This window comes from Pseudoalteromonas sp. SG41-5 (genome assembly GCF_014164495.1).
In the GTDB taxonomy this organism is placed as follows: Bacteria; Pseudomonadota; Gammaproteobacteria; order Enterobacterales; family Alteromonadaceae; genus Pseudoalteromonas; species Pseudoalteromonas rhizosphaerae.
In genome coordinates this window covers 1-20,545 of record NZ_JACJFH010000093.1, presented here as the reverse complement: position 1 = coordinate 20,545, position 20,545 = coordinate 1, and the positions used below count along the sequence as shown (strand labels likewise).

At 40.8% G+C, this 20,545-nt stretch carries 19 protein-coding genes and 1 pseudogene; 7 read left to right on the top strand and 13 right to left on the bottom strand.

Translation table 11 applies throughout. From position 1 onward, the window contains the following. Positions 1-42 precede the first annotated feature (42 nt). Complete coding sequence (locus H5232_RS18840; protein ID WP_182831323.1) at positions 43-456, bottom strand: hypothetical protein; 414 nt, start codon at positions 454-456, stop codon at positions 43-45. A gap of 108 nt (positions 457-564) precedes the next feature. Beyond that, positions 565-2,166 (bottom strand): DUF4435 domain-containing protein, encoded by a 1,602-nt coding sequence (locus H5232_RS18835; RefSeq protein WP_182831322.1) that lies wholly within the window; start codon positions 2,164-2,166, stop codon positions 565-567. A gap of 389 nt (positions 2,167-2,555) precedes the next feature. On the opposite strand from H5232_RS18835, the gene gloA reads away from it, so the two are divergent. Beyond that, positions 2,556-3,083, top strand: a complete 528-nt coding sequence (gene gloA / locus H5232_RS18830; protein ID WP_149982442.1) for a lactoylglutathione lyase — start codon at positions 2,556-2,558, stop codon at positions 3,081-3,083. A 73-nt stretch (positions 3,084-3,156) separates the two neighbouring features. On the opposite strand, the gene htpX is transcribed toward gloA, so the two are convergent. The 5 genes from htpX to bioB form a co-directional block, all read right to left on the bottom strand. Next, positions 3,157-4,020, bottom strand: a complete 864-nt coding sequence (gene htpX / locus H5232_RS18825; RefSeq protein ID WP_064666216.1) for a protease HtpX — start codon at positions 4,018-4,020, stop codon at positions 3,157-3,159. A gap of 139 nt (positions 4,021-4,159) precedes the next feature. Then, complete coding sequence (bioD, locus tag H5232_RS18820) at positions 4,160-4,843, bottom strand: dethiobiotin synthase (RefSeq protein WP_090492554.1); 684 nt, start codon at positions 4,841-4,843, stop codon at positions 4,160-4,162. A gap of 18 nt (positions 4,844-4,861) precedes the next feature. After that, positions 4,862-5,680: a methyltransferase domain-containing protein gene (locus tag H5232_RS18815; RefSeq protein WP_182831321.1), complete on the bottom strand. Its 819-nt coding sequence runs from the start codon at positions 5,678-5,680 to the stop codon at positions 4,862-4,864. After that, the gene (locus H5232_RS18810) at positions 5,677-6,831 is read right to left on the bottom strand and encodes an 8-amino-7-oxononanoate synthase (protein ID WP_182759178.1); all 1,155 of its coding nucleotides are present in this window, start codon (positions 6,829-6,831) and stop codon (positions 5,677-5,679) included. The genes H5232_RS18815 and H5232_RS18810 overlap by 4 nt, the downstream gene beginning before the upstream one ends. Positions 6,832-6,886: 55 nt before the next feature. Continuing rightward, positions 6,887-7,927 carry a biotin synthase BioB gene (gene bioB, locus H5232_RS18805; protein ID WP_182831320.1) on the bottom strand — a complete coding sequence of 347 codons (1,041 nt, stop codon included), beginning with the start codon at positions 7,925-7,927 and terminating at the stop codon, positions 6,887-6,889. A gap of 95 nt (positions 7,928-8,022) precedes the next feature. Between bioB and bioA the strand changes: the two genes are divergently transcribed. Then, positions 8,023-9,312: an adenosylmethionine--8-amino-7-oxononanoate transaminase gene (bioA, locus tag H5232_RS18800; protein WP_182831319.1), complete on the top strand. Its 1,290-nt coding sequence runs from the start codon at positions 8,023-8,025 to the stop codon at positions 9,310-9,312. A gap of 54 nt (positions 9,313-9,366) precedes the next feature. Here bioA and H5232_RS18795 read toward each other — a convergent pair whose 3' ends face one another. Next, a complete protein-coding gene (locus H5232_RS18795) occupies positions 9,367-9,801 on the bottom strand; it encodes an AAA family ATPase (RefSeq protein WP_145233300.1) in 435 nt (144 codons plus the stop codon). A 287-nt stretch (positions 9,802-10,088) separates the two neighbouring features. On the opposite strand from H5232_RS18795, the gene asnS reads away from it, so the two are divergent. From asnS to H5232_RS18775, 4 genes are all read left to right on the top strand, one after another. After that, entirely contained in the window at positions 10,089-11,486 is a 1,398-nt protein-coding gene (gene asnS / locus H5232_RS18790; protein WP_064666209.1) for an asparagine--tRNA ligase, read from the top strand. 159 nt (positions 11,487-11,645) lie between these two features. Beyond that, positions 11,646-13,187 carry a methyl-accepting chemotaxis protein gene (locus tag H5232_RS18785; protein WP_182831318.1) on the top strand — a complete coding sequence of 514 codons (1,542 nt, stop codon included), beginning with the start codon at positions 11,646-11,648 and terminating at the stop codon, positions 13,185-13,187. 228 nt (positions 13,188-13,415) lie between these two features. Next, positions 13,416-13,943: a CbrC family protein gene (locus tag H5232_RS18780; RefSeq protein WP_182762786.1), complete on the top strand. Its 528-nt coding sequence runs from the start codon at positions 13,416-13,418 to the stop codon at positions 13,941-13,943. Between the two features lie 665 nt (positions 13,944-14,608). After that, on the top strand, positions 14,609-15,334 hold the full coding sequence (locus H5232_RS18775) for a hypothetical protein (RefSeq protein WP_182740119.1): 726 nt from the start codon (positions 14,609-14,611) through the stop codon (positions 15,332-15,334). Positions 15,335-15,433: 99 nt separating this feature from the next. Here H5232_RS18775 and H5232_RS24355 read toward each other — a convergent pair. After that, positions 15,434-15,726, bottom strand: a pseudogene (locus H5232_RS24355) (hypothetical protein); the annotation flags it as partial. A 450-nt stretch (positions 15,727-16,176) separates the two neighbouring features. Between H5232_RS24355 and H5232_RS18770 the strand changes: the two are divergent. Next, on the top strand, positions 16,177-16,614 hold the full coding sequence (locus H5232_RS18770; protein WP_182718992.1) for a DUF4265 domain-containing protein: 438 nt from the start codon (positions 16,177-16,179) through the stop codon (positions 16,612-16,614). A 396-nt stretch (positions 16,615-17,010) separates the two neighbouring features. Here the strand turns inward: H5232_RS18770 and H5232_RS18765 are convergent, their stop codons facing one another. The 4 genes from H5232_RS18765 to H5232_RS18750 all read right to left on the bottom strand — a co-directional run. Beyond that, complete coding sequence (locus H5232_RS18765) at positions 17,011-17,862, bottom strand: HDOD domain-containing protein (protein WP_182718993.1); 852 nt, start codon at positions 17,860-17,862, stop codon at positions 17,011-17,013. Between the two features lie 260 nt (positions 17,863-18,122). Next, on the bottom strand, positions 18,123-18,884 hold the full coding sequence (locus H5232_RS18760) for an SDR family oxidoreductase (protein WP_182718994.1): 762 nt from the start codon (positions 18,882-18,884) through the stop codon (positions 18,123-18,125). Between the two features lie 3 nt (positions 18,885-18,887). Beyond that, complete coding sequence (gene mmsB / locus H5232_RS18755; protein WP_145233289.1) at positions 18,888-19,778, bottom strand: 3-hydroxyisobutyrate dehydrogenase; 891 nt, start codon at positions 19,776-19,778, stop codon at positions 18,888-18,890. A 4-nt stretch (positions 19,779-19,782) separates the two neighbouring features. Then, positions 19,783-20,545: enoyl-CoA hydratase/isomerase family protein (locus H5232_RS18750; RefSeq protein WP_182831317.1), on the bottom strand; the 763-nt coding region annotated here is incomplete at its 5' end.

Genomic DNA, 20,545 nt, shown 5'->3' with positions numbered 1-20,545 from the left:
ACCAAAGCTTAGAAGAAAAAGTAAACCAACGTACAATCGCGCTCAGAGAAGCAAATCAAGAGTTGCTAACAACCCTTGAACGGATGCATCAATACCAAAAGCTTCAAGCAAGCCCTTTGATGACAAAGTTAAACTAAAGCGTTTAAATAAACCAAAAAACTCATTATAAGGCATATCTATTTCGATTTCGTTTAGTGCCAGAGTATCACCTTCAGCTTTCATTTTTTCTTGGATATTGTCATAACCACCAACATTTGAATGTAGGAACCTAACTGTAAGAGTGTTTTCCCTAACATTATGTACTGACGAATAAACTTGAATACCAAGTACAAAGCTATCATCAGCGATGTTGTGGTGCTTTCGTAGATAGTCAGTTGCATTTTGATTGTCATCTCGATCTGCATGGACAGAGCCATCAAGATCTTTATATTGAACACCGGCTTCGAAAATTGTCATAAATAATCCTTTTTATATATGTGATAGTTGAAAGTGAAAGAAAGCTAACGCCGCGCTCTGCGGCAAATTTGGAGCGCAGCGGAAAATTTGTCCGACAGCAGCGCCTTGTTATGCCATGTACTGCTGAAAATTTCCAAAATATGGTTTGAGCGCGTCGCGTATAGATTCTTTGCAATCACGTTTTACAAGCCTAACGACGGTCTCGGGTAAGGAGCCATTAGCAAGGCCAAGAGAATTACTGACCTGGGATGAAAGTGACTTTCTATTATATAAGGCTAACAACTGCGCATAATCGTTACTTTGGATAGCATTGCTATACAGTGCATAGGTATCTGAATATATTTGATTGACATCAATGCTTGAAATTAGGTTTTGCACGGCTGCCTCTATAGCCGCCGCGCCTTTTTGGGTGGCATCAAACATATTTAGTTGAAATTTCACTTCACTTGAAACTCGCAACGAAACTTGGCCATCAAGCTCGCCTTGCAGCCTGCTGAAAATTGTAGTTGAAACTGTTTGAAAGTCTGATGCGGGATCTCGCCCTAGCCTTTCACTTACAATTTCGAGAATTTCTTTAGTGCAAAATAGATTTTCTACTTCTGCAACCTCTAGCACGTAGATCGAGTCTTGCTCTAGCTTTGCAATCTCAGCCTGAACTCTCCTGTCTCGATCAATGACCCCATGCACTTCCAAATGATGTATCTGGGGATTTGCTTTTAGGGTCTTCACAGACTGAATGACTTGACTGCAGCTACCACGTGGAATCACAAGAAAATTAGGAAGAAGTTCTCTATAAAGGCTTACATCATAGCTTCCATTTTCTCCTTCAACGAAAACTACGGGTTTCCTGCTTCCCAAGATCTCAATGAGAAGATCATCTGGCAGGCTTTCATCTTCGTTTATTATCTCCCAGTCCCAATTATTTCCATCAAAAGATTTCAACCATACTTTTTCTGAAGAATCTTTAGCTGCTGCAAAATCTACGTCATGAGTTAGATAAACAAAAAGACAGTCTTCACGTAATTTTTCAACGGCCTCCCAGAGTGGAGCTTGCACTGATTTATGCAAGTGCAATTCAGGCTCATCTATTACAATGATTCCATCTTTTGGCGCGGCCAAACATTGACCTACTAAGTAAAATATAACTCTCTCACCATCTGACATTTCCGACGAGTTATATGCTTTATCTTCCTGACCTTTCACGCATGTTTGAATTCTCAGCCCGCCAATTATCAACTCACGATGCGGCAAGATTTCTTCCCATAATTCTTTTACGCGATCAATTTTCGTTACTGGAGGCTCAACACGGCCAACATTCGCTTTGCACTCCCTTTTGAATTTTGCATTTGCCTCTGTTTCATCAGAAAAAAGATAGACAAGAAGCTTGTCAAAATCGCTAAGCATTGTGGTTGCGGGTCTTCTACTCCATTTATGCATCTTTTGTTGGTGGCTCCAATCTTTATTGCCAAACAAAAGTTCATTTTTAGCAATTTCTATTGACACTGGAGTTGTCGAATCAGGCATTGCTAACGATTTTTGCGCGGATATCCGATGAACCAAATTTTTGTATGGCGAGTCTATTTCAATCCATGTGCCCAACCTTGTCTTACCACATCCATTGGCGCCTATAAGCAGCAAATTCTGAACTGTTTCTATCTCTTCAGTGCTTCCATCTCCTTTCGGAAGACTGATTTTTCTTTTTTGAATCATTAAAAGCACTCTCTATTTGAAAAAGGCATAACAGCTTATTGAACACCACTTTGGGGGTTTATAACACCCCAAAACGGCGTGTATTACATTACTTAATAATTCCACTAAACAACTTCAATGTAAACAATTAATTACGTAGAATATAAAATGACTGTTGTTAAAATAAACCAAAACGACTTTTAATAATGTTATTGGACAAAACACCAATCACTGTACAAATAAACAGTATCGCTAAATATGCCATTTTTTTGCTTATAAAACATTCAGCTCACTGGCTGGTAATTTAGCTCGGTGGTTTTAATTTTTGCTGCTGTTGATTATGATGAGCGCACACCCTGCCTTTTTAAATCCATTAAGGTTTTTTCAGTCATTTTATTAAGGATTATCTCATGTCTAGCTATAATGAATCTCCAGAGCAAATTGCACAGGCCACTGAGGGCTATGTGATGCAGCAAACTATGTTGCGTATTAAAGATCCAAAACCGTCGCTGGCATTTTATGAAAACGTGTTGGGCATGAAGTTGTTAGGTAAGTACGACTTTCCTGGTATGGAGTTTACCTTGTACTTTTTAGGCTACGAACAAGACATGCCAAAAGGCGATGATAAACAAAAAACACAGTGGGTGTTTCGCCGACCTGCACTCATTGAGCTTACCCATAACTGGGGCACTGAAAACGACGACAGTTTTACCGGTTATCACAGTGGTAATGAAGAACCAAAAGGCTTTGGCCATATTGGTATTAGCGTGCCCGATGTATATGCAGCGTGCGAGCGCTTTGCTAAGTACGATGTGGAGTTTGTAAAACAGCCAGATGGCGGCTCAATGAAAGGCCTTGCCTTTATTAAAGACCCTGACGGTTACTGGATTGAAATACTCTCGCCAGAGGGCATTACTGACATTATTCAATCGCAATAAAAACCATTAAAAATAAAAAAGCCTGCAAATGCAGGCTTTTTGTTTACAAGTACTGTGAAAAACTTGAATTTTTTTAACGACGTAGTGCGTCTATACGTGCGTCAAGCGGTGGGTGAGATGAAAACAACTCAGCCATGCCTTTACCACTGGCAATACCAAAGGCCATCATTGAGCCTTCTAATTGCGATGGGTGGTTTTGCTTTAATCGCTCAAGGGCTGAACGCATTTTGTCTGCGCCAACCAACTGAGCTGCGCCGTTATCGGCTGCAAACTCACGTTTACGGCTGTAATGGGCAACCACAATGCTTGCCAATACGCCAAATAATACTTGGAATAACATATCGAATAAGAAGTAAGTCCAGCTGCTGCCGCCCTCTTCTTCATCGCTATTGATAAAGTTGTCAACAATGCCAGCCAGTACTTTCGCGGCAAAAATAACAAAGGTATTAACCACACCTTGAATAAGCGTTAGCGTTACCATGTCGCCATTAGCCACATGCGATACTTCGTGCGCCAGTACGGCTTCTGCTTGATCTTGGCTCATGTTATGTAATAAACCCGTACTTACCGCCACCAGCGAATTATTTTTACTCGGGCCCGTTGCAAACGCGTTCATTTCTGGGCTGTCGTAAATCGCCACTTCTGGCATGTTAATGCCGGCTTTTTTAGCTTGAGCAGCCACAGTGTTTACCAGCCATTGTTCGGTTTCGGTACGAGGTTGGGTGATCACTTGCGCACCGGTTGATTTTTTTGCGATCCATTTCGACATAAATAACGAAATAAACGATCCACCAAAACCAAATACAGTCGCAATTAGTAAAATTCCGCCAAGGCTACGATGGCTTAAGCCCAGCGCACTCATTATGATTGAAAGCACCACACCTAATACCAACATAACCGCGAGGTTAGTTAATAAAAACAAAAATACACGTTTCATACGAGTTCTCCAAAAATAACATTTATTGCTGAGCGATTTACTATGTTTGATCGGCTTTGAGCAATCACTGCGTTATGACACACTATGTCATAACGTCAGCGCTATTCTGTGACAAACTATGTCACAACACAAGGGTTATTTATGGATTTATTGATAATTTTTCAAGCAGGGTTTTATAAATTTGTAATTTAGGGGTTTGCTCTGTGTATGGGCTAATGGCAAGCAGTGGAAATGGTAAACGTGTTTTCAGTGAATCTAGGTTTGCTTGGTATTCATCCATAGTGGCATCAACTTGGTTAGCAATCCAGCCAATGCAATTAACACCCATACTTTGCATATGTGCTGCCGTGAGTAATGCATGATTTATACAGCCTAGTTTCATCCCTACCACTAATATTACTGGCAGTTGCTCTGCTTTTACCCAGTCGTATAAATACTCGTTATTATTAATTGGTAATGCCCAGCCGCCTGCACCTTCTGTTAACAGATAATCTGCGCCTTGTTGCTTAACATGTTGATAAGCCGTGCTTAGCTTTTCTACTGTTATGTTTAGTCCCGCTTGCTCTGCAGCAATGTGCGGAGCTATTGGCGGCGCAAATGCAAATGGGTTAATTATGTCGTATTTAGCACTGACTGTGGCACTTTCCATTAGCATTAGCGCATCTGCGTTTACGAGCTGCTCAAACGCCATTTCACACCCAGAGGCAATCGGCTTAAAACCTATTGCGCGCTTTTTATGTTGCGCGAGTAACTTTAACAGCAAACTGGTTACATGAGTTTTACCGGCATCGGTATCGGTACCGGTAATAAAAAACTGGTTCATGGCATGGCCTTATTATTTTTACTGGGCTTTTTCTAATGATAACAATACTACATGGTAAGATACATGGGCTTTATTGTTTGCAAGCGGATAAGCATCACAGACTTTTTGCAGCGCCGATTTGGTTAATAAACCACGACGACTTGTTGCATGATTTTGTGTGGTGGCACCAATGGCTTTAATCGATTTTATAGCCGCTAATGCACTGCTGTGTTGATCGGTATAAATGACTTTTTTTGAGGTATTGATCTTAAACCCTGCCTTTTCGACCGATTGGTTTATATTATTATGGCTTGCAAACTGATTAATATGATTATGTGAATCAAGCGCTGCAAAGGCGGTTTTTATCTCGTTTAATGACCCTGCAACAACCGTACTAATGTAAGCTTGCCCGCCTGGTTTTAATGCTTGGTAAAGCGAGTGCATTAAGGTTTCAAAATTAGCAGACCACTGCAGCGCAAAATTACTAAATAGCACATCAATACTATTAGCTTGCAGCGGTAAGTTATCCATATCGGCGCACAGTTTAGGGGTGTTTAAGGCACTGCTTTTTAGCATGTTAAAACTTAAATCTATGGCAACAACTTGGCCAAATAATGCCCTTAAAGCCTGAGTATTAACAAGCGGCCCTGCGCCTAGGTCAACACAGAGCCTTTTAGGGTTTGCAGTAATGAGTTTAAATAAATCATTCGCGGCTTGTTTTTGCACATTGGCATGCTGGCTGTAACTGTTTGCTGCTTTTGAAAAGTTATGCGCTGTGGTTTTTTTTAAAACCTGAGCAGCTATACACACAGTTGTAGGGCTAAGTGGCTTAGTTTTAATTGCCTGCGGGCTTATCATGAAATGACCTTTTGTAAGCTACCAACGAGTTGTTTTATATCGTCATGGGTGTGGGCTGCACTTAAGGTAATACGCAAACGCGAGGTATTGTGTAAAACAGTTGGCGGGCGAATAGCCGTTAGCCAAATGCCCTGCTGCTTTAGTTGCTCACTGGCTTTTAACGTTTGCTCGGCGCAGCCCAAAACAATTGGCTGAATCGCGGTGTTTGATTCCATTAACGCAATGTGCTGCTCTTTTGCTAGGCGTTTAAACAGCGCAATATTAGCGTTTAATTTGGCTCGCCTGTCGTTGGCGTCTCTTATGCTTTTAATACGTGCCAAAGTATGAGCGGCAATAAACGGTGACATAGCGGTTGAGTAGGTATAATCACGATTAAACTGCAGCATGTAATCTATAAAATGCCGCGAACCTAATACGCACGCCCCGCTACTAGCAACCGCTTTACCAAAGGTGATCACTAAAATATCGGGCAAGGTGTCGGCTGCAATTAAGGCTTCACAACTGCCAAGCCCCGATTTTCCTAAAACACCAAAACCATGGGCGTCGTCTATCATTAACCAGGCGTTATGCTGCTTTGCTAAGGTAAATAGCGCTTTAATTGGCGCGGTATCACCATCCATGGAGAACACACCTTCAGATACGATGAGCTTATTGCGCGCTTTTGATTTTTCTAGCCGTGAGCGTAAATGGTTTATATCGTTATGGTTAAAGCGTATTAAAGCTGCGTTGGCGTGTAATGCGCCATCAATTAAACTAGCGTGATTGAGTTTATCTTGAAAAATAGCACTGTGTTGCGCTGTCGCTTTATCTTGAAACAAGGCTTTAATAACACTACTATTTGCACTAAAGCCCGAATTAAACAACATGCCTGCCTCATAACCCAAAGCACTACATAAAGCATGCTCAAGCGCTTGCTGTGGTTGTTGATAACCCGTCACTAGTGCTGAGCTGTGGCTACCTAATAATGGCGCGCTGGTTAACTCCACCGGCGAATCGCCAAACCCTAAGTAATCGTTACTCGCAAAGTTAAGGTAGGTTTTATCATTAACCGTAATAGTGCGCGCTGTTGCGCTTTGCACTACATAGCGTTTACGCAAGAGCTGTTGTGCTTTGCGTTCATCTAAATGGGTGTTTATAAATTCAAATGACATAAATGCTTTAACCTTCAACGCAATACTTTAAACCATTAGCATAGTACTGAGCACTTTACGCTTCGTAAAACATCTCAGAGGTTGCTTTATCAGCCACTTGCGATGACAAAGACGCAGCAACGGCTTCATCTGAATAATCGTGGCGTGTTTCTGGGTTCATCCCGAGCTTTTTAATTAATTGCATGTCGGCATCGGCTTCTGGATTTTCTGTTGTTAATAGTTTATCGCCATAAAATATAGAGTTTGCACCGGCAAAAAAGCACATTGACTGCATTTGCTCGTTCATTGCAGTGCGCCCTGCCGATAAACGTACGTAGCTATGCGGCATCATAATACGTGCTGTGGCAATGGTACGAATAAACTCAAACTGATCTAAGTCATCAACATTTTCAAGCGGTGTCCCTTTTACCTTTACTAACATATTAATTGGCACGCTTTCGGGCTGCTGGGGTAAATTAGCTAACTGCATTAATAAGCCATAGCGGTCGCTTGCTTGCTCACCCATACCGACAATACCGCCGGAGCAGACTTTCATACCAGCGTCTCGCACATTACCAATGGTGTCTAAACGATCTTGGAATGTCCGAGTTGATATAATTTGCTCATAGTATTCAGGTGAGGTGTCTAGGTTGTGGTTATAGTAATCAAGGCCAGCATCACGCAGTTCATGGGCTTTTTCGTTATTTAACATGCCTAAAGTCATACAGGTTTCAAGGCCAAGGGCTTTTACTTCTTTTACCATTTGCGAAATGTATGGCATGTCTCTGTCTTTTGGATCTGACCATGCAGCCCCCATACAAAAACGAGTGGCGCCTTTTTGTTTTGCTAACCGCGCTTGCTCTACCACTTTTTCTACTTCTATTAAGCGCTCGCGTTCTAAATCAGTTTTGTAATGACCCGATTGCGGGCAATATTTACAGTCTTCTGGGCAGGCACCGGTTTTGATTGATAACAACGTAGAAATTTGTACTTCGTTTGGATTAAAATTAGCGCGATGCACAGAGGCGGCTTTAAATAATAAATCGTTAAATGGCATTTCAAATAAGGCTTTCACCTCACTATGGGTCCAATCGTGGCGAACAGTTGCAAGCTCCATAACTCTCTCTTTTTATTTTTCATAACGGTGATATTGGCTTAGTCTACGACTTGACGTAACATTGTCAACGAAGCCCACTTAGTTAAAGTTTACATATGAACACAAAACAAACGATAGACCTTGATTTTGATCGTCAGCACATTTGGCACCCCTACACATCAATGACTCAACCTATTCCGGTTTACCCCGTTACTCATGCAAATCACAACCTTATTCACTTAGAAACGGGCGAACAACTTATTGACGGTATGGCCTCTTGGTGGAGTGCTATTCATGGTTATGGTCATCCAGTATTGAAAAATGCAGTGATTGAGCAAGTAGATAAAATGAGCCATGTAATGTTTGGTGGCATAACCCACCAGCCAGCAGTAGAGCTTTGTAAAAAGCTGGTTGCAATAACCCCGAGTAAGTTGCAAAAAGTATTTTTAGCCGACAGCGGCTCGGTAAGTGTTGAAGTGGCGATAAAAATGGCTTTGCAATATTGGCTTAGTCAAGGAGTAACCAGCAAACAAAAACTGATGACGCCGCTAAAGGGTTACCATGGTGATACCTTTGCAGCAATGAGCGTATGTGATCCTATTAATTCAATGCACTCTTTATACCAAGGCTTTTTACCTGAGCATGTATTTGTGCCTGCACCAAAGACTCAGTTTGGACAACAGTTCGATAAACTAGAAGCACACCACCTTGCACAGTATTTCGAAGAACATCATCAGCATGTTGCAGCTTTTATCATCGAGCCAATTGTACAAAATGCAGGGGGAATGAACTTCTATCATCCTGAGTATTTAAGAACCGTGCGTGAACTATGCGATCGTTACGACGTATTATTAATTTGTGATGAAATAGCCACAGGGTTTGGCCGCACAGGTAAGCTATTTGCCGTAGAACATGCTGATATTGAGCCAGATATTTTATGCATAGGTAAAGCACTCACAGGTGGCATGATGACGTTATCTGCAACATTAACCACAGATAAAATTGCCATTGGTATCAGCGAAGGTGAAGCTGGGGTATTAATGCATGGCCCAACATTTATGGGCAATCCATTGGCCTGCGCAGTGGCTTGTGCGAGTATTGATTTATTACTTGAGCAAGACTGGCAAGCACAAATAGCCCACCTAAACGATGCGCTGCAAGCATTACACCGTTGTAATGATCTTGAGCATGTTGTTGATGTAAGAACGTTAGGAGCAATTGGTGTGGTTGAACTCGATACTGTTATCGATGTAGCAAAGATACAAGCTTTCTTTGTTAGTAAAAATGTATGGATCCGCCCTTTTGGTAAGCTTATCTATTTAATGCCACCGTATATTAGTTGTTCAGGCGATATCACCACATTAGCTAACGCCATTTACGCCGCAATTGCCGGAAAACATTATTAGCATATCATCAAGACCCCAAATAATTACCCAACCTAATCGTAATTTGGGTAATTATTACCACTCAAACATATAAGCCATTTTGCTGATCATTTTCAGTGGAATGTTATGGCTATTACGTTTGGCGTACAGGTGTTGCATTGATTTGTCTTTTACTTCACCCACAATCACTTCTTTAACTTGGTAGCCTAGTGCAACAGCGGCTTGGCTATAAGCAATAAATTCCCATTTCTTGATGTTAGTATTATCAACAATAATAAGTGGGATTTCTTGCGCTAACGCATTTATAAAACGAGCTAAATTTAAATTGTGGTATTGCGACAGTTTGAACTTATCAAACTGATACTCCCCTTGCTCATTATAAAAATAATCATCGGTCGAACAAATTAAGTATTGGCTTTGATCGCCCGCTACCATTTCATCGGCTAGGTTTTGCGCATAATAAGACTTACCACACCCTGGTAAACCACGTAAAATAAAGACTTGTTTCATAATACCTATATGTTTAGCAAGTTAGTTTAAATATCGTAATTGCATATAATGCCACAAAACCCGTTTTTATCGCAGTGAAAATCGCCTTTAAATTTTGATCTAAGTTGTTTCTTATCACAAAAAATTAAAGTTCTAGGTTTTAAACGACAAAAAACCACAAAAATGCAAAAGAATAAGCAAAGAGTTACTTTTGAATGTTTTTTTATTTTACATTCAAAGGTAAGATACACCGTTCAAGTGCAATAGCGCACATATTAATGTAGGCAACTTATATCATTGGAGTGAAGATGAGCCACTTAGCGATTTCAGAGCTATTAAAAGGCAAGGTTGCGGTAGACAGCCAAGTAACAATTAAAGGCTGGATCCGTACACGCCGCGATTCAAAAGCAGGAATTTCATTTTTAGCCGTTCATGACGGTTCGTGTTTTGATCCTATTCAAGCGGTAGTACCTAATTCACTAAATAATTATGATGAAGTTACTAGCCTAACAGCCGGTTGCTCTGTGTCAGTTACTGGTGTTTTAGTACAATCAGCAGGCCAAGGTCAATCTTTCGAAATTCAAGCAAATAGCGTACAGGTACTTGGTTGGGTAGAAAACCCAGACTCATACCCAATGTCGGCAAAACGCCACAGCATTGAGTATTTACGTGAGCACGCTCACCTTCGCCCACGTACCAATATGATTGGTGCGGTAACACGTGTACGTAACTGTTTAGCGCAAGCTATTCACCGTTTCTACCATGAGCAGGGTTATTACTGGATCAGCACCCCTATCATCACCGCAAGTGACTGTGAAGGTGCAGGCGAAATGTTCCGCGTATCAACGCTTGATATGCAAAACTTGCCACGTACAGATAAAGGCGATGTTGATTACAGCGAAGACTTCTTCGGTAAAGAAGCATTCCTTACGGTATCAGGTCAGTTAAATGGTGAGACTTACGCCTCAGCGATGTCAAAAATTTATACTTTTGGCCCGACTTTCCGTGCAGAGAATTCAAATACTTCTCGCCACTTGGCAGAGTTTTGGATGGTCGAGCCAGAAGTTGCGTTTGCTGATTTAGAAGATATCGCCAAACTTGCTGAAAACATGCTTAAGTATGTGTTCAAGGCGGTGCTTGAAGAACGTCGTGATGATATGGAGTTTTTTGCTCAACGTGTTGAGAAAACTGCTATCACGCGCCTAGAAGAATTTGTTGAAAAAGATTTTGCACAAGTTGATTACACTGATGCAGTAGAAATTCTTAAAAGCTGTGGTAAGAAATTTGAATACGCCGTTGAATGGGGTGTTGACTTACAATCTGAGCACGAGCGTTACTTAGCAGAAGAGCACTTTAAAGCACCGGTAGTTATTAAAAACTACCCACGTGATATTAAAGCATTCTACATGCGCCAAAATGAAGACGGCAAAACCGTTGCTGCAATGGACGTTGTAGCACCAGGTATTGGCGAGATCATTGGTGGTTCACAACGTGAAGAACGTCTTGATGTACTTGATGCACGTTTAGAAGAAATGGGCTTAAACAAAGAAGACTACAGCTGGTATCGCGACCTACGTAAATACGGCACTGTACCACACTCAGGTTTTGGCCTAGGTTTTGAACGTTTAGTTGCCTATGTAACGGGTATGGGCAACGTACGTGACGTAATCGCCTTCCCACGTACCAAAGGCAGTGCAACTTACTAAAATGAGTTGATGCTCATTACTGCAATAGATTACTGCAAAAGCCAACCTTAGGGTTGGCTTTTTTAATGGTAAATTTGTGCCCATATAAGACCTTTTAATAATTGATTTAGTTTGTTTTATATTCAAAACTAAAAATTACAATAAAAAAAGGCCAATGGCATGAATTTAAACTCACTGTTTTATACATTATTCTATTTCGTTATTGCGGTACTGTACTTTTTTGCACAGCTGACTCTAGTTAGCGCGCTGCTGTTATCTGCATTTAGCGCTCTGATATTTTTTCGGGAGAAAGTTTTTGCTAAAAAAGCTCCAGTTAAGCCTGAACCTGATCAACATGCAGTTATTACTAAGGTTGCTGATAATATCACTAAGGCAACGTCTAAAAATGCGATTGGTGCAGCAGAAGTTGCATTTTATATTGATAGTTTAGCCAAAGAAATTGATGGCTGTTATAGCGAAAGTGAAGCCGTTAGCCAAGCAACCCAAGCACTATTCCACAATAGTAGCGAGCTGACTAATGATATAACCACCGTTAGCCAAGCAATGATGCAAACAACAAAGGCATCTAGTTCTGCTGATCAACGCCTGCAATTGGCCACAGAACAAATAGACTCGTTATCTGGCTCCATTGATAAGGTATCTAAGCAACTCGATCTACTGCTAAAAAGCGCTACTGATATTCAAAGCATTACCCAAGTTATTCAAACCATCGCCGAACAAACCAACCTACTCGCATTAAACGCAGCTATTGAAGCGGCTCGTGCTGGCGAGCAAGGCAGAGGCTTTGCTGTGGTTGCTGATGAAGTACGAAACCTTGCCAATAAAACCAATCAAGCCACTAAACAAATTGCAGATATGCTCACGGAAATTAATGCCAATAGCATGCAAACAAATGACGACATGAAGCAAGTATCAACACGCAGTGATTCTGTAAAACAACAATTAGAAAACGTTACCCAATCATTTTTAGCAATTAACCACGATATTAGTGAGTCATCATCAACACTTGAAAACATGCAGCAAGCAGTCAGTGCGTTTCAAAATGCAACCACACAAATTAATACCTCTGTGGGTAGTATTAGCCACCTACTCGCTGAAGTATCCACTAAAAGTACTTCAATCTCTGATCAAGCCTCTAATTTATCACTGGGATCTGAAACTATTTTTCGAGAGCTTAATAAAGTAGAACATAACGCATTCTTTAAACCTATTTTAGAAGCGGCACTACAAGCAAGCTCAGCCATATCAACTAAATTTACTGAGCTACTGGCAACATCACAACTAAGCGAGAAACAGTTATTTTCTCAAGATTATAGAGAAATACCCAATAGTAGCCCAACCAAGTACAGCACCGACTACGACAGCTTAACCGATAAAGTTTTACCACCAATTCAAGAACCCATTCTTGAAAATAAACAAATCCTGTTTGCTGGAGCAGTCGACAAAAAAGGTTACTTCCCTACCCATAATAAGCGCTACAGCCAGCCACTAACTGGCAATTACCAACAAGATTTAGTGAATAACCGTACTAAACGTATTTTTAACGATGCAACAGGCAGCCGCTGTGGCAGCCACACTGAGAGCTTTTTACTACAGACCTACAAACGAGATACCGGCGAGATTTTACATGACCTATCAGTACCCATTTATGTAAATGGCAAACACTGGGGCGGTTTTAGAATTGGGTTTAAAAGCAGTTGAAGACAAAGCTGTCAGTCGTCAGCTATCAGCTATCAGCTATCAGCTATCAGACATTATTAACCGCCGTTTTGGTGCAAAATAACAACCCTTGAATTTTGCTATTTTAATTACTTGTTTACAAAAGTAATTATTAGTGAAATTATCAACATATGTAATATAGCCGTTTTGGTGTATTATAAACCACCAAAATGGTGTTCAATAAGCTTTTAGCTTCTTTTTGGAGAGTACATGGAATTACCCAAATTCAAGTATCACCCTGACCCAGTTGGAACGGGTGCAATTGTTGAAACTAATGAAGAATGCGAATGCTGCGGTCTTTCAAAAGGCTACAAAGCTGAATCAACAATTTACGCAATAGATGAGATAGAAATTATCTGCCCATGGTGTATATCAGATGGCTCTGCTGCAAAAAAGTTTGATGGCGAGTTTTCGGATTCACATCCTCTACTATCAAATGGTATTGATAAAGAAATCGTCAAAGAGGTATGTGAAAGAACTCCAAGTTTCATTTCTTGGCAGCAAGAGCGGTGGTTATCTCATTGTAACGACGCATGTGAATTTCATGGTGATGCTCAAAAATCAGACTTAGAATCACTGGAAGGCGAGCAACTAGAAGCCTTCTTAAAAGAAGAATATATTTCTAAAGACCTTTGGCCTAGTATTGTTCAATCATATGTTCCGGGCAATAATTTTGCAGTTTACAAATTTAAATGTAGGCATTGTGGTCAAAATAAATTCTACACAGACTGTGACTAAAGCTAATCGGGTAGCCGGAGGTCTTTAACCTCTTGCCCCACACCACCCATCATGCACTTTTTATTAACAGAAAGTGCAATGGGCGGTTCATCTCCCGTAATGAATATGTATCCAAATATCTGTCAATGACACTAAGCCTTGTGACGCTAAGTAGTTATTGCCTAGCCCAATGTTTATTCCTTTTTTTGAGCTTCGACAAGGGCTTTCGCTTCCAAGCACCTACTTTTGGTACTGGTGATACCACATGCTATGGCGAGTCGCTCACTAACACCCAATTTCATTAAACTGCGTACTTTGGGGCTATTCCTTTGGAAAGAGCGCCATTGCCGCCAGTAGCACATTATTACCCTACAGCGGCCGTTAGATCACATGACTTCGCTATTTTGTATTAGCTCGTCTTCCGCCTATGCCTCATATGATGTTTTTGTTCATCAGCTCGCACTTACTTTTATAAAGAATGCTAGCGGCTTCCTTCAGACTATCTCTCGCGATTTAGCCCTTGCCATTCGCGAGTGTCTATCGTTTAATAACAGTGTGCTATTTAAACGGTGATCTTCCTACAGAGGACTTTCACCTCATAAGTCAATGCCCATGCCGGGCGTACTGGAACTTAAACAGTTGGTTAGGTTCCGCTTGATGCGGCGATACGTAAATATGGAGTACGTGTGAAACATCTACTATTTTTATCTTTATCACTAATCTTAGCTGGTTGCGGAGTTACAGGTACAGCAAGTAAAACTGAGTTTCCATTGTTAACAAACGCTCCAGTATTTAGTGCTAACGTCAATTCAGTTTCAATCATAACAGATGAAAATACAGCTGATAACGAATCATATGGGGCTTTTAATTGGGGAAGTTTTGATACAGCTGACAAAAATACAATTCAGCAATCAATCTTAAATACTCTAAACCAAAATACTTCAAACGTATTAACAAAAGCTAAAGTGCACGCCAAAATTCACCGTTATTCGCAAGTTATTACAAATGCCAGTTATGCAAGCTTTGTTATTGTTGATTGGTGTTTAGAAGTAAACGGTGAAATTATTCGCGACGAAGTATTTTATGCTGGCCACAGCGATGAACTTAATATATTTACTGGAAAAACGTTAGGCTGGGCAAAAGGTCAAACCCACAAAGCAATTTCAAGCCGTATCATCAACCAGTCTATACAATCTTTATCTGATCCGTCTCTTAAAAGCGCTTACCCCGAAAATAATGTATTTTTAAATGCTAAAGATGCAGTGGCTGCTTTACCCACACAGCTTACTTCGGTTGTTGGTGCAGGTTTCTCAGGTGGTATGTATTATTATGTTGGTCCGACTACTGGTAATACTAACTTCAATCAAAAATCAGTTTACCAAAAGGTTAATTGGCAGCAAGAAATTCAGTAAGCGCAGCTTGCGTATAATCGGGTAGCCGGAGGTATATAACCTCCAGACCCCACACCACCCATCATGAGTTTTTCATTAGCAGGAAGTGCAATGGGCGGTTCATCTCCCGTAATGAATATTGATCCAAATACCTCTCAATGACACTAAACCTTGTGAATCTAAGTCATTGCCTAGCGCAATGTTAATTCCTTTTGTTTTTGGGCTTCTACAAGGTCCTTCGCTTCCAAGCGCCTACTTTTGGTTCTGGTGATACCACAGGCTATGGCGAGCCGTTCGCTGACACCCAGTTTCATTAAACTGCGTACTTTAGTGCGTGCTATTTTTTATAAAGAGCGCCACTGCCGCCAGTAGCACATTCTTATCCTACGGCGGATCCAGTGATCTAAATCCACCGTTAGCTAAAATTAAAATAAAGGTCAAAATAGACAGTCCAATGGCGCGACGACAGGTTTTTCTTGAAGGAATGGCAAACAACGTGGTTTTATAGAGTCGCTTTACTGAGGTAAAAAGCGAAATTTTACGGTCAACAAAGGCATGAAAAAACTGATCTTACGGGTTCAAACGAAAGTAAACTCCCAATACAACTGTATTGCTTAGTTCATAATATAGAAAAGCTGCAAACAGGCTGCATTAAAACCACTTAAGCCGTAATATAGCCAGTAAACCAACTGTAATACCTTGCAAAATGCCAATTAAAGCAACAGCAAATCCTTTTTTATATTTTATGTGAAAGTCAGTTGTCGATTGAATCAAAATAGGAACTCGGCTATGGTTAATGCATCAATAAAAATAAATTAAAAACGAGTTATTCTACAAGCTCGTTAGGTGAAAAAGGAAGTTCAGTGTCTGCCAAAAAAGTAATGTTCGCTTTAGATATCGAAAACGGTTGGCCACCAGTAAGTGCTGAAGGTGCTTGGTGCGAGCGAGTTAATGGTAACTATAAGTTAGTTAATGCCCCTTTCTTTGTTCCTGATTTGGCTTATGGCGATATTTTTTCTGCTACTCCTGATGAAGTAAATGAGCATATATTTGAATTTAAAGTTGTAAAAAAGTCAGGTCATTCTGTTATCTGGGTTATGAATAATGATGGTATAGATACCACTTTTTTCATAGATATGCTTAAACGACTAGGTTGTAAAGTTGAGACTCTCAACCAGTTTTCTTTAATGTCAGTCGATGTACCGCCAGGACTAGATCTTGATGCACTAGATCCACTATTAGATTTACATGAAGAACAAGGCTTAGAATATGCTTTTCCAGTCTGGAGGCACGGTGATTAATTTAACCTAATCGGGTAGACGTAGGTCTATAACCTCCAGCCCCCACACCACCCATCATGCACTTTTTATTAAAATGAAGTGCAATGGGCGGGTCATCTCCCGTAATGAATATTGATCCAAATATCTCTCAGTGACACTAAACCTTGTGAATCTAAGTCATTGCCTAGCGCAATGTTAATTCCTTTTGTTTTCGAGCTTCAACGGTAAGCATATGGCTAACAACACCTAGTTTACTCAATGTTCCAGGGGAACAGCGGCTCAAGGTTATTAGGCTGCTCAGTAAGGTGCCCAAGCAAGTAGAAATATAGTGCTAAAAACTGGACTAACATTGGCACTAAACAATGACTGAGGCGAAAGCAAAAAACCTTAATTAACCATAAATAATGCTTAATGTAGTTATGATAAATTGTTTAAAAAATCAATAACGTCCTCTTGTAAGTCACAATACTCATCATCATTCAAATGCAGTACATCTAAGACTTTTGATTCTATAATACCCCATTGTGGTATAGGCAAGCCTCGTCTGACCATAGTCACTAAGTTTTCAGACATTTTCAAAATAGCAAAGCAGATTTGCTCATCTGTATCTGTCACCTCAGCAAGAATAGCTGCATTGTGGTGGTTGAGGATTAACTGACATATCTCTTTTGGTAAATGCCAACTATTAGCAAAATAATAGCCAACAACTGCATGGTTTGTTTTATATAAACGCTCTTCAATCTCAATAATAGTTTCTTTGTCTGTTTGATTAGCGCAGTGCAAAGCGGTTAAATAATTATCATATTTTATTGCCATAGGAGGCACACCACAATCATGAAAAAGCCCAAGCGTATACAAGGGCTCTATGGCTATCTGTTTTTTAAGACGCTGACCTATCATCATGTTTACATTAGCAATCTCTGTTGAAGTATCCCAAAATCTTTCTAAGCTAATACAGCTGTTATCGGTTGCAAACATTTCTTTTAATTTCAAGCCTTGTGCAAGCACATTGACTCCGTCCCAACCAAGAAACATCACGGCTTGTTTTATATCAGACACAGTACGAGATAAGCCATAAGCAGGAGAATTTATTATTTTTAGTATTGCTGATGAAATTGCTAAATCTTTTACCACTACCTTAGCGGCATCAGCAATAGGCGCATCGCCAGTTGCTATTAAATTTTGTAACTCAGTTAATATTTCAGGTTTAGGAGGAATAATAAAATTTCTATTTATATCTTTCAGTATCTGTTCGTTTATCTCAATCATGTATGTTTGATCCCTGAAGGTGCTTATCATTATAAGAACAAATAGATAATTAATAGTAGAAGTTCATCGCAACTATGACAACTAAAATAGGAAGCGCTAAATGAATTACAGCCCAAATAGTTAAGCTATTACTGACAAACAAAAAAGTACTGTACATACATACAGCACCACTTAAAGTGCTACTTTATTAATCAATTAAGCTATAAAACAAAAACGGCAAGCCGAGGCTTGCCGTTTTATTACACTTAAAAAAGGTTTACTTACAAACGAATACCGCCGTCAATCTCAACCACGCGACCGGTGAAGAAGTCGTTTTCGATAATATACTGCGCTGTGTGCGCAATTTCATCCGCTTCACCAAAGCGCCCTACGGGTGTTACTGCTAGCATACGCTGCTTGGCTTCTGGTTTCATAGCATCAGTCATATTAGTACGAATAACGCCTGGTGCAATGGCACCTACACGAATACCAAAACGGCCAAGTTCTTTTGCCCAACCAGTGGTCATTGCTACCACACCCGCTTTCGACGCAGCGTAGTTAGTTTGACCAATGTTACCTGCACGAGCAACACTCGACATATTAACTATCACGCCACCTTTACCCGATTCAATCATATGGCACGCAGCTTCACGCCCCGCTAAAAACACGCCGGTTAAGTTTACATCAATCACTGACTTAAATTGATCAAGGGCCATTTTAGCAACCACTTTGCCTTCTTTGGCTTTGATAAACATACCATCGCGTAAAATACCGGCATTATTTATCAATACACCAATATGACCAAAATCTGTATTGATGGAATTAAATGTATTTACCACCGCATCTTCATCAGTCACATTGGCAACATAGGCTTTTACAGTTACACCATGTTGGCTAAGCTCAGCAACTGCATCATCTAACAACGCTTGTTGCATATCAATTAACGCAATATTAGCACCAAGCGACGCAAGTTTATGCGCCATTGCAAATCCTAAGCCTTGCGCGCCACCGGTGATCACCACGGTATTATTTTTAATTTCCACCTGTTACTCCTTCGAGAATAATTTAAATATGGCGCTAAAGTCTTCGCTGCCCGCACCTTGGTGTTGCAACATGGTATAAAGGTTTTTAGCCATTGACCCCATCGGGGTTACTGAATTACTTTGCTGCGCGGCTTCCATCGCAAGACCTAGGTCTTTAGCCATTAAATCAACCATAAAGCCTGGTTTATAATCATTACTAGCCGGGGCTGTGGCCATCACACCTGGGCAAGGATTGTAAAGCTCAAGGGTCCAGTTACGACCAGAGCTGGCGGTCATAATGTCGCTCAGCACTTTTGCGTCAAGGCCATTATTTATACCCATTTGAATTGCTTCACTGGTTCCCGCCATTAAAATACTCAATAGCATGTTATTACAAATTTTTGCGACTTGTCCTGCGCCAATATCACCTGCATGAAAGATATTTTTACCCATATCAGCAAGCACCGGTTGGGCCTTAGCAAATTGCTCATCGCCACCACCGACGATAAAGGTCAGTGTACCTGCCGTTGCACCGGCAACACCACCGGATACCGGCGCGTCAACAAAGTCGATACCATGCTCACTAAGCTCAGCGCCTACGTCGCGTGCTGATGCTGCATCAATCGTTGAACAATCAATTACTAACGTTGACTTTGCTAAAATATGTACAAGTCCGGTATCACCTAAATAAAGTGACTTAACGTGCTTACTGGCCGGTAGCATGCTGATCAATACATCAACATCCGTTGCACAATGTTTAGCATCATCCGCGGCGATCGCGCCATTTTCAGCAAGTAGATTTACGACCGATCGGTTTAAATCAAACACCTTAACCTGATGACCCGCTTTAACTAAGTTGGCAGCCATTGGGCCACCCATGTTACCTAAACCAATAAAACCAATAGAAAGTGACATAACATTATCCTTGTGTAAGTTGTTTTAGTGGATGTGAGTCGTGATCCCAACGTTGAACAAAAAAACTCTCGACTAATTCATCAGGGATCTGTTCAAGCGTTTTAAACTGCCAATTAGGCGCGCCGTCTTTATCAATCAGTAACGCACGAATACCTTCTTGAAACTCGCCGACTTCACCACAGCGAACCGACATACCCAGTTCCATTTGAAAGCATTCGCCTAAACTTTTTCCTTTTGAACTGGCAAGTTGACGCTCAACTAAGGCGCAACTGAGCGGGCAACCATGCTTTAATGCTTTTTGCGCTCGGGTAAGCCACGTATCGTCAGTTTCTAGATTTAAGATATAATTTACTTTATCGCGTAGATCAGTAAGCTCACCCAATTTTTGAATGGTGGCTAAATGCGCCTTTACATTGCCTTTTGGCATACGCCCAGAAACATTATCAAGTTCGGTAAGTAAACTGGTCAGCTTCTCGTGATTCAATGAAGCCGTTTTACCCCACTTAATGCTGCACAATTGCTCAATCAGAGTGTCGTATTTATCCGCCTTGAGGTAGTGATCAGCTAATGCCACATACATTGCATCGTCACAATTAATAGACGCTGCAGTTAACCCCAAAAATAAGCCGACATGTTCAGGCATTTTATGTAGAAAATAACTGCCGCCTACATCTGGGTATAAACCAATTGTTAGCTCAGGCATAGCTATACGTGAGTTCTCAGTTACCACACGATGACTTGCACCCGCCATTAAGCCTAAACCGCCG

Excerpts from the sequence above, each read along its gene's own strand:
- H5232_RS18815 (WP_182831321.1), bottom strand. The coding sequence starts at position 5,680 with ATGATAAGCCCGCAGGCAATTAAAACTAAGCCACTTAGCCCTACAACT.
- H5232_RS18835 (WP_182831322.1), bottom strand. The coding sequence starts at position 2,166 with ATGATTCAAAAAAGAAAAATCAGTCTTCCGAAAGGAGATGGAAGCACT.
- bioD (WP_090492554.1), bottom strand. The coding sequence starts at position 4,843 with ATGAACCAGTTTTTTATTACCGGTACCGATACCGATGCCGGTAAAACT.
- asnS (WP_064666209.1), top strand. The coding sequence starts at position 10,089 with ATGAGCCACTTAGCGATTTCAGAGCTATTAAAAGGCAAGGTTGCGGTA.
- H5232_RS18780 (WP_182762786.1), top strand. The coding sequence starts at position 13,416 with ATGGAATTACCCAAATTCAAGTATCACCCTGACCCAGTTGGAACGGGT.
- mmsB (WP_145233289.1), bottom strand. The coding sequence starts at position 19,778 with ATGTCACTTTCTATTGGTTTTATTGGTTTAGGTAACATGGGTGGCCCA.
- H5232_RS18765 (WP_182718993.1), bottom strand. The coding sequence starts at position 17,862 with ATGATTGAGATAAACGAACAGATACTGAAAGATATAAATAGAAATTTT.
- bioA (WP_182831319.1), top strand. The coding sequence starts at position 8,023 with ATGAACACAAAACAAACGATAGACCTTGATTTTGATCGTCAGCACATT.
- H5232_RS18785 (WP_182831318.1), top strand. The coding sequence starts at position 11,646 with ATGAATTTAAACTCACTGTTTTATACATTATTCTATTTCGTTATTGCG.
- gloA (WP_149982442.1), top strand. The coding sequence starts at position 2,556 with ATGTCTAGCTATAATGAATCTCCAGAGCAAATTGCACAGGCCACTGAG.
- H5232_RS18795 (WP_145233300.1), bottom strand. The coding sequence starts at position 9,801 with ATGAAACAAGTCTTTATTTTACGTGGTTTACCAGGGTGTGGTAAGTCT.
- H5232_RS18810 (WP_182759178.1), bottom strand. The coding sequence starts at position 6,831 with ATGTCATTTGAATTTATAAACACCCATTTAGATGAACGCAAAGCACAA.
- bioB (WP_182831320.1), bottom strand. The coding sequence starts at position 7,927 with ATGGAGCTTGCAACTGTTCGCCACGATTGGACCCATAGTGAGGTGAAA.
- H5232_RS18840 (WP_182831323.1), bottom strand. The coding sequence starts at position 456 with ATGACAATTTTCGAAGCCGGTGTTCAATATAAAGATCTTGATGGCTCT.
- htpX (WP_064666216.1), bottom strand. The coding sequence starts at position 4,020 with ATGAAACGTGTATTTTTGTTTTTATTAACTAACCTCGCGGTTATGTTG.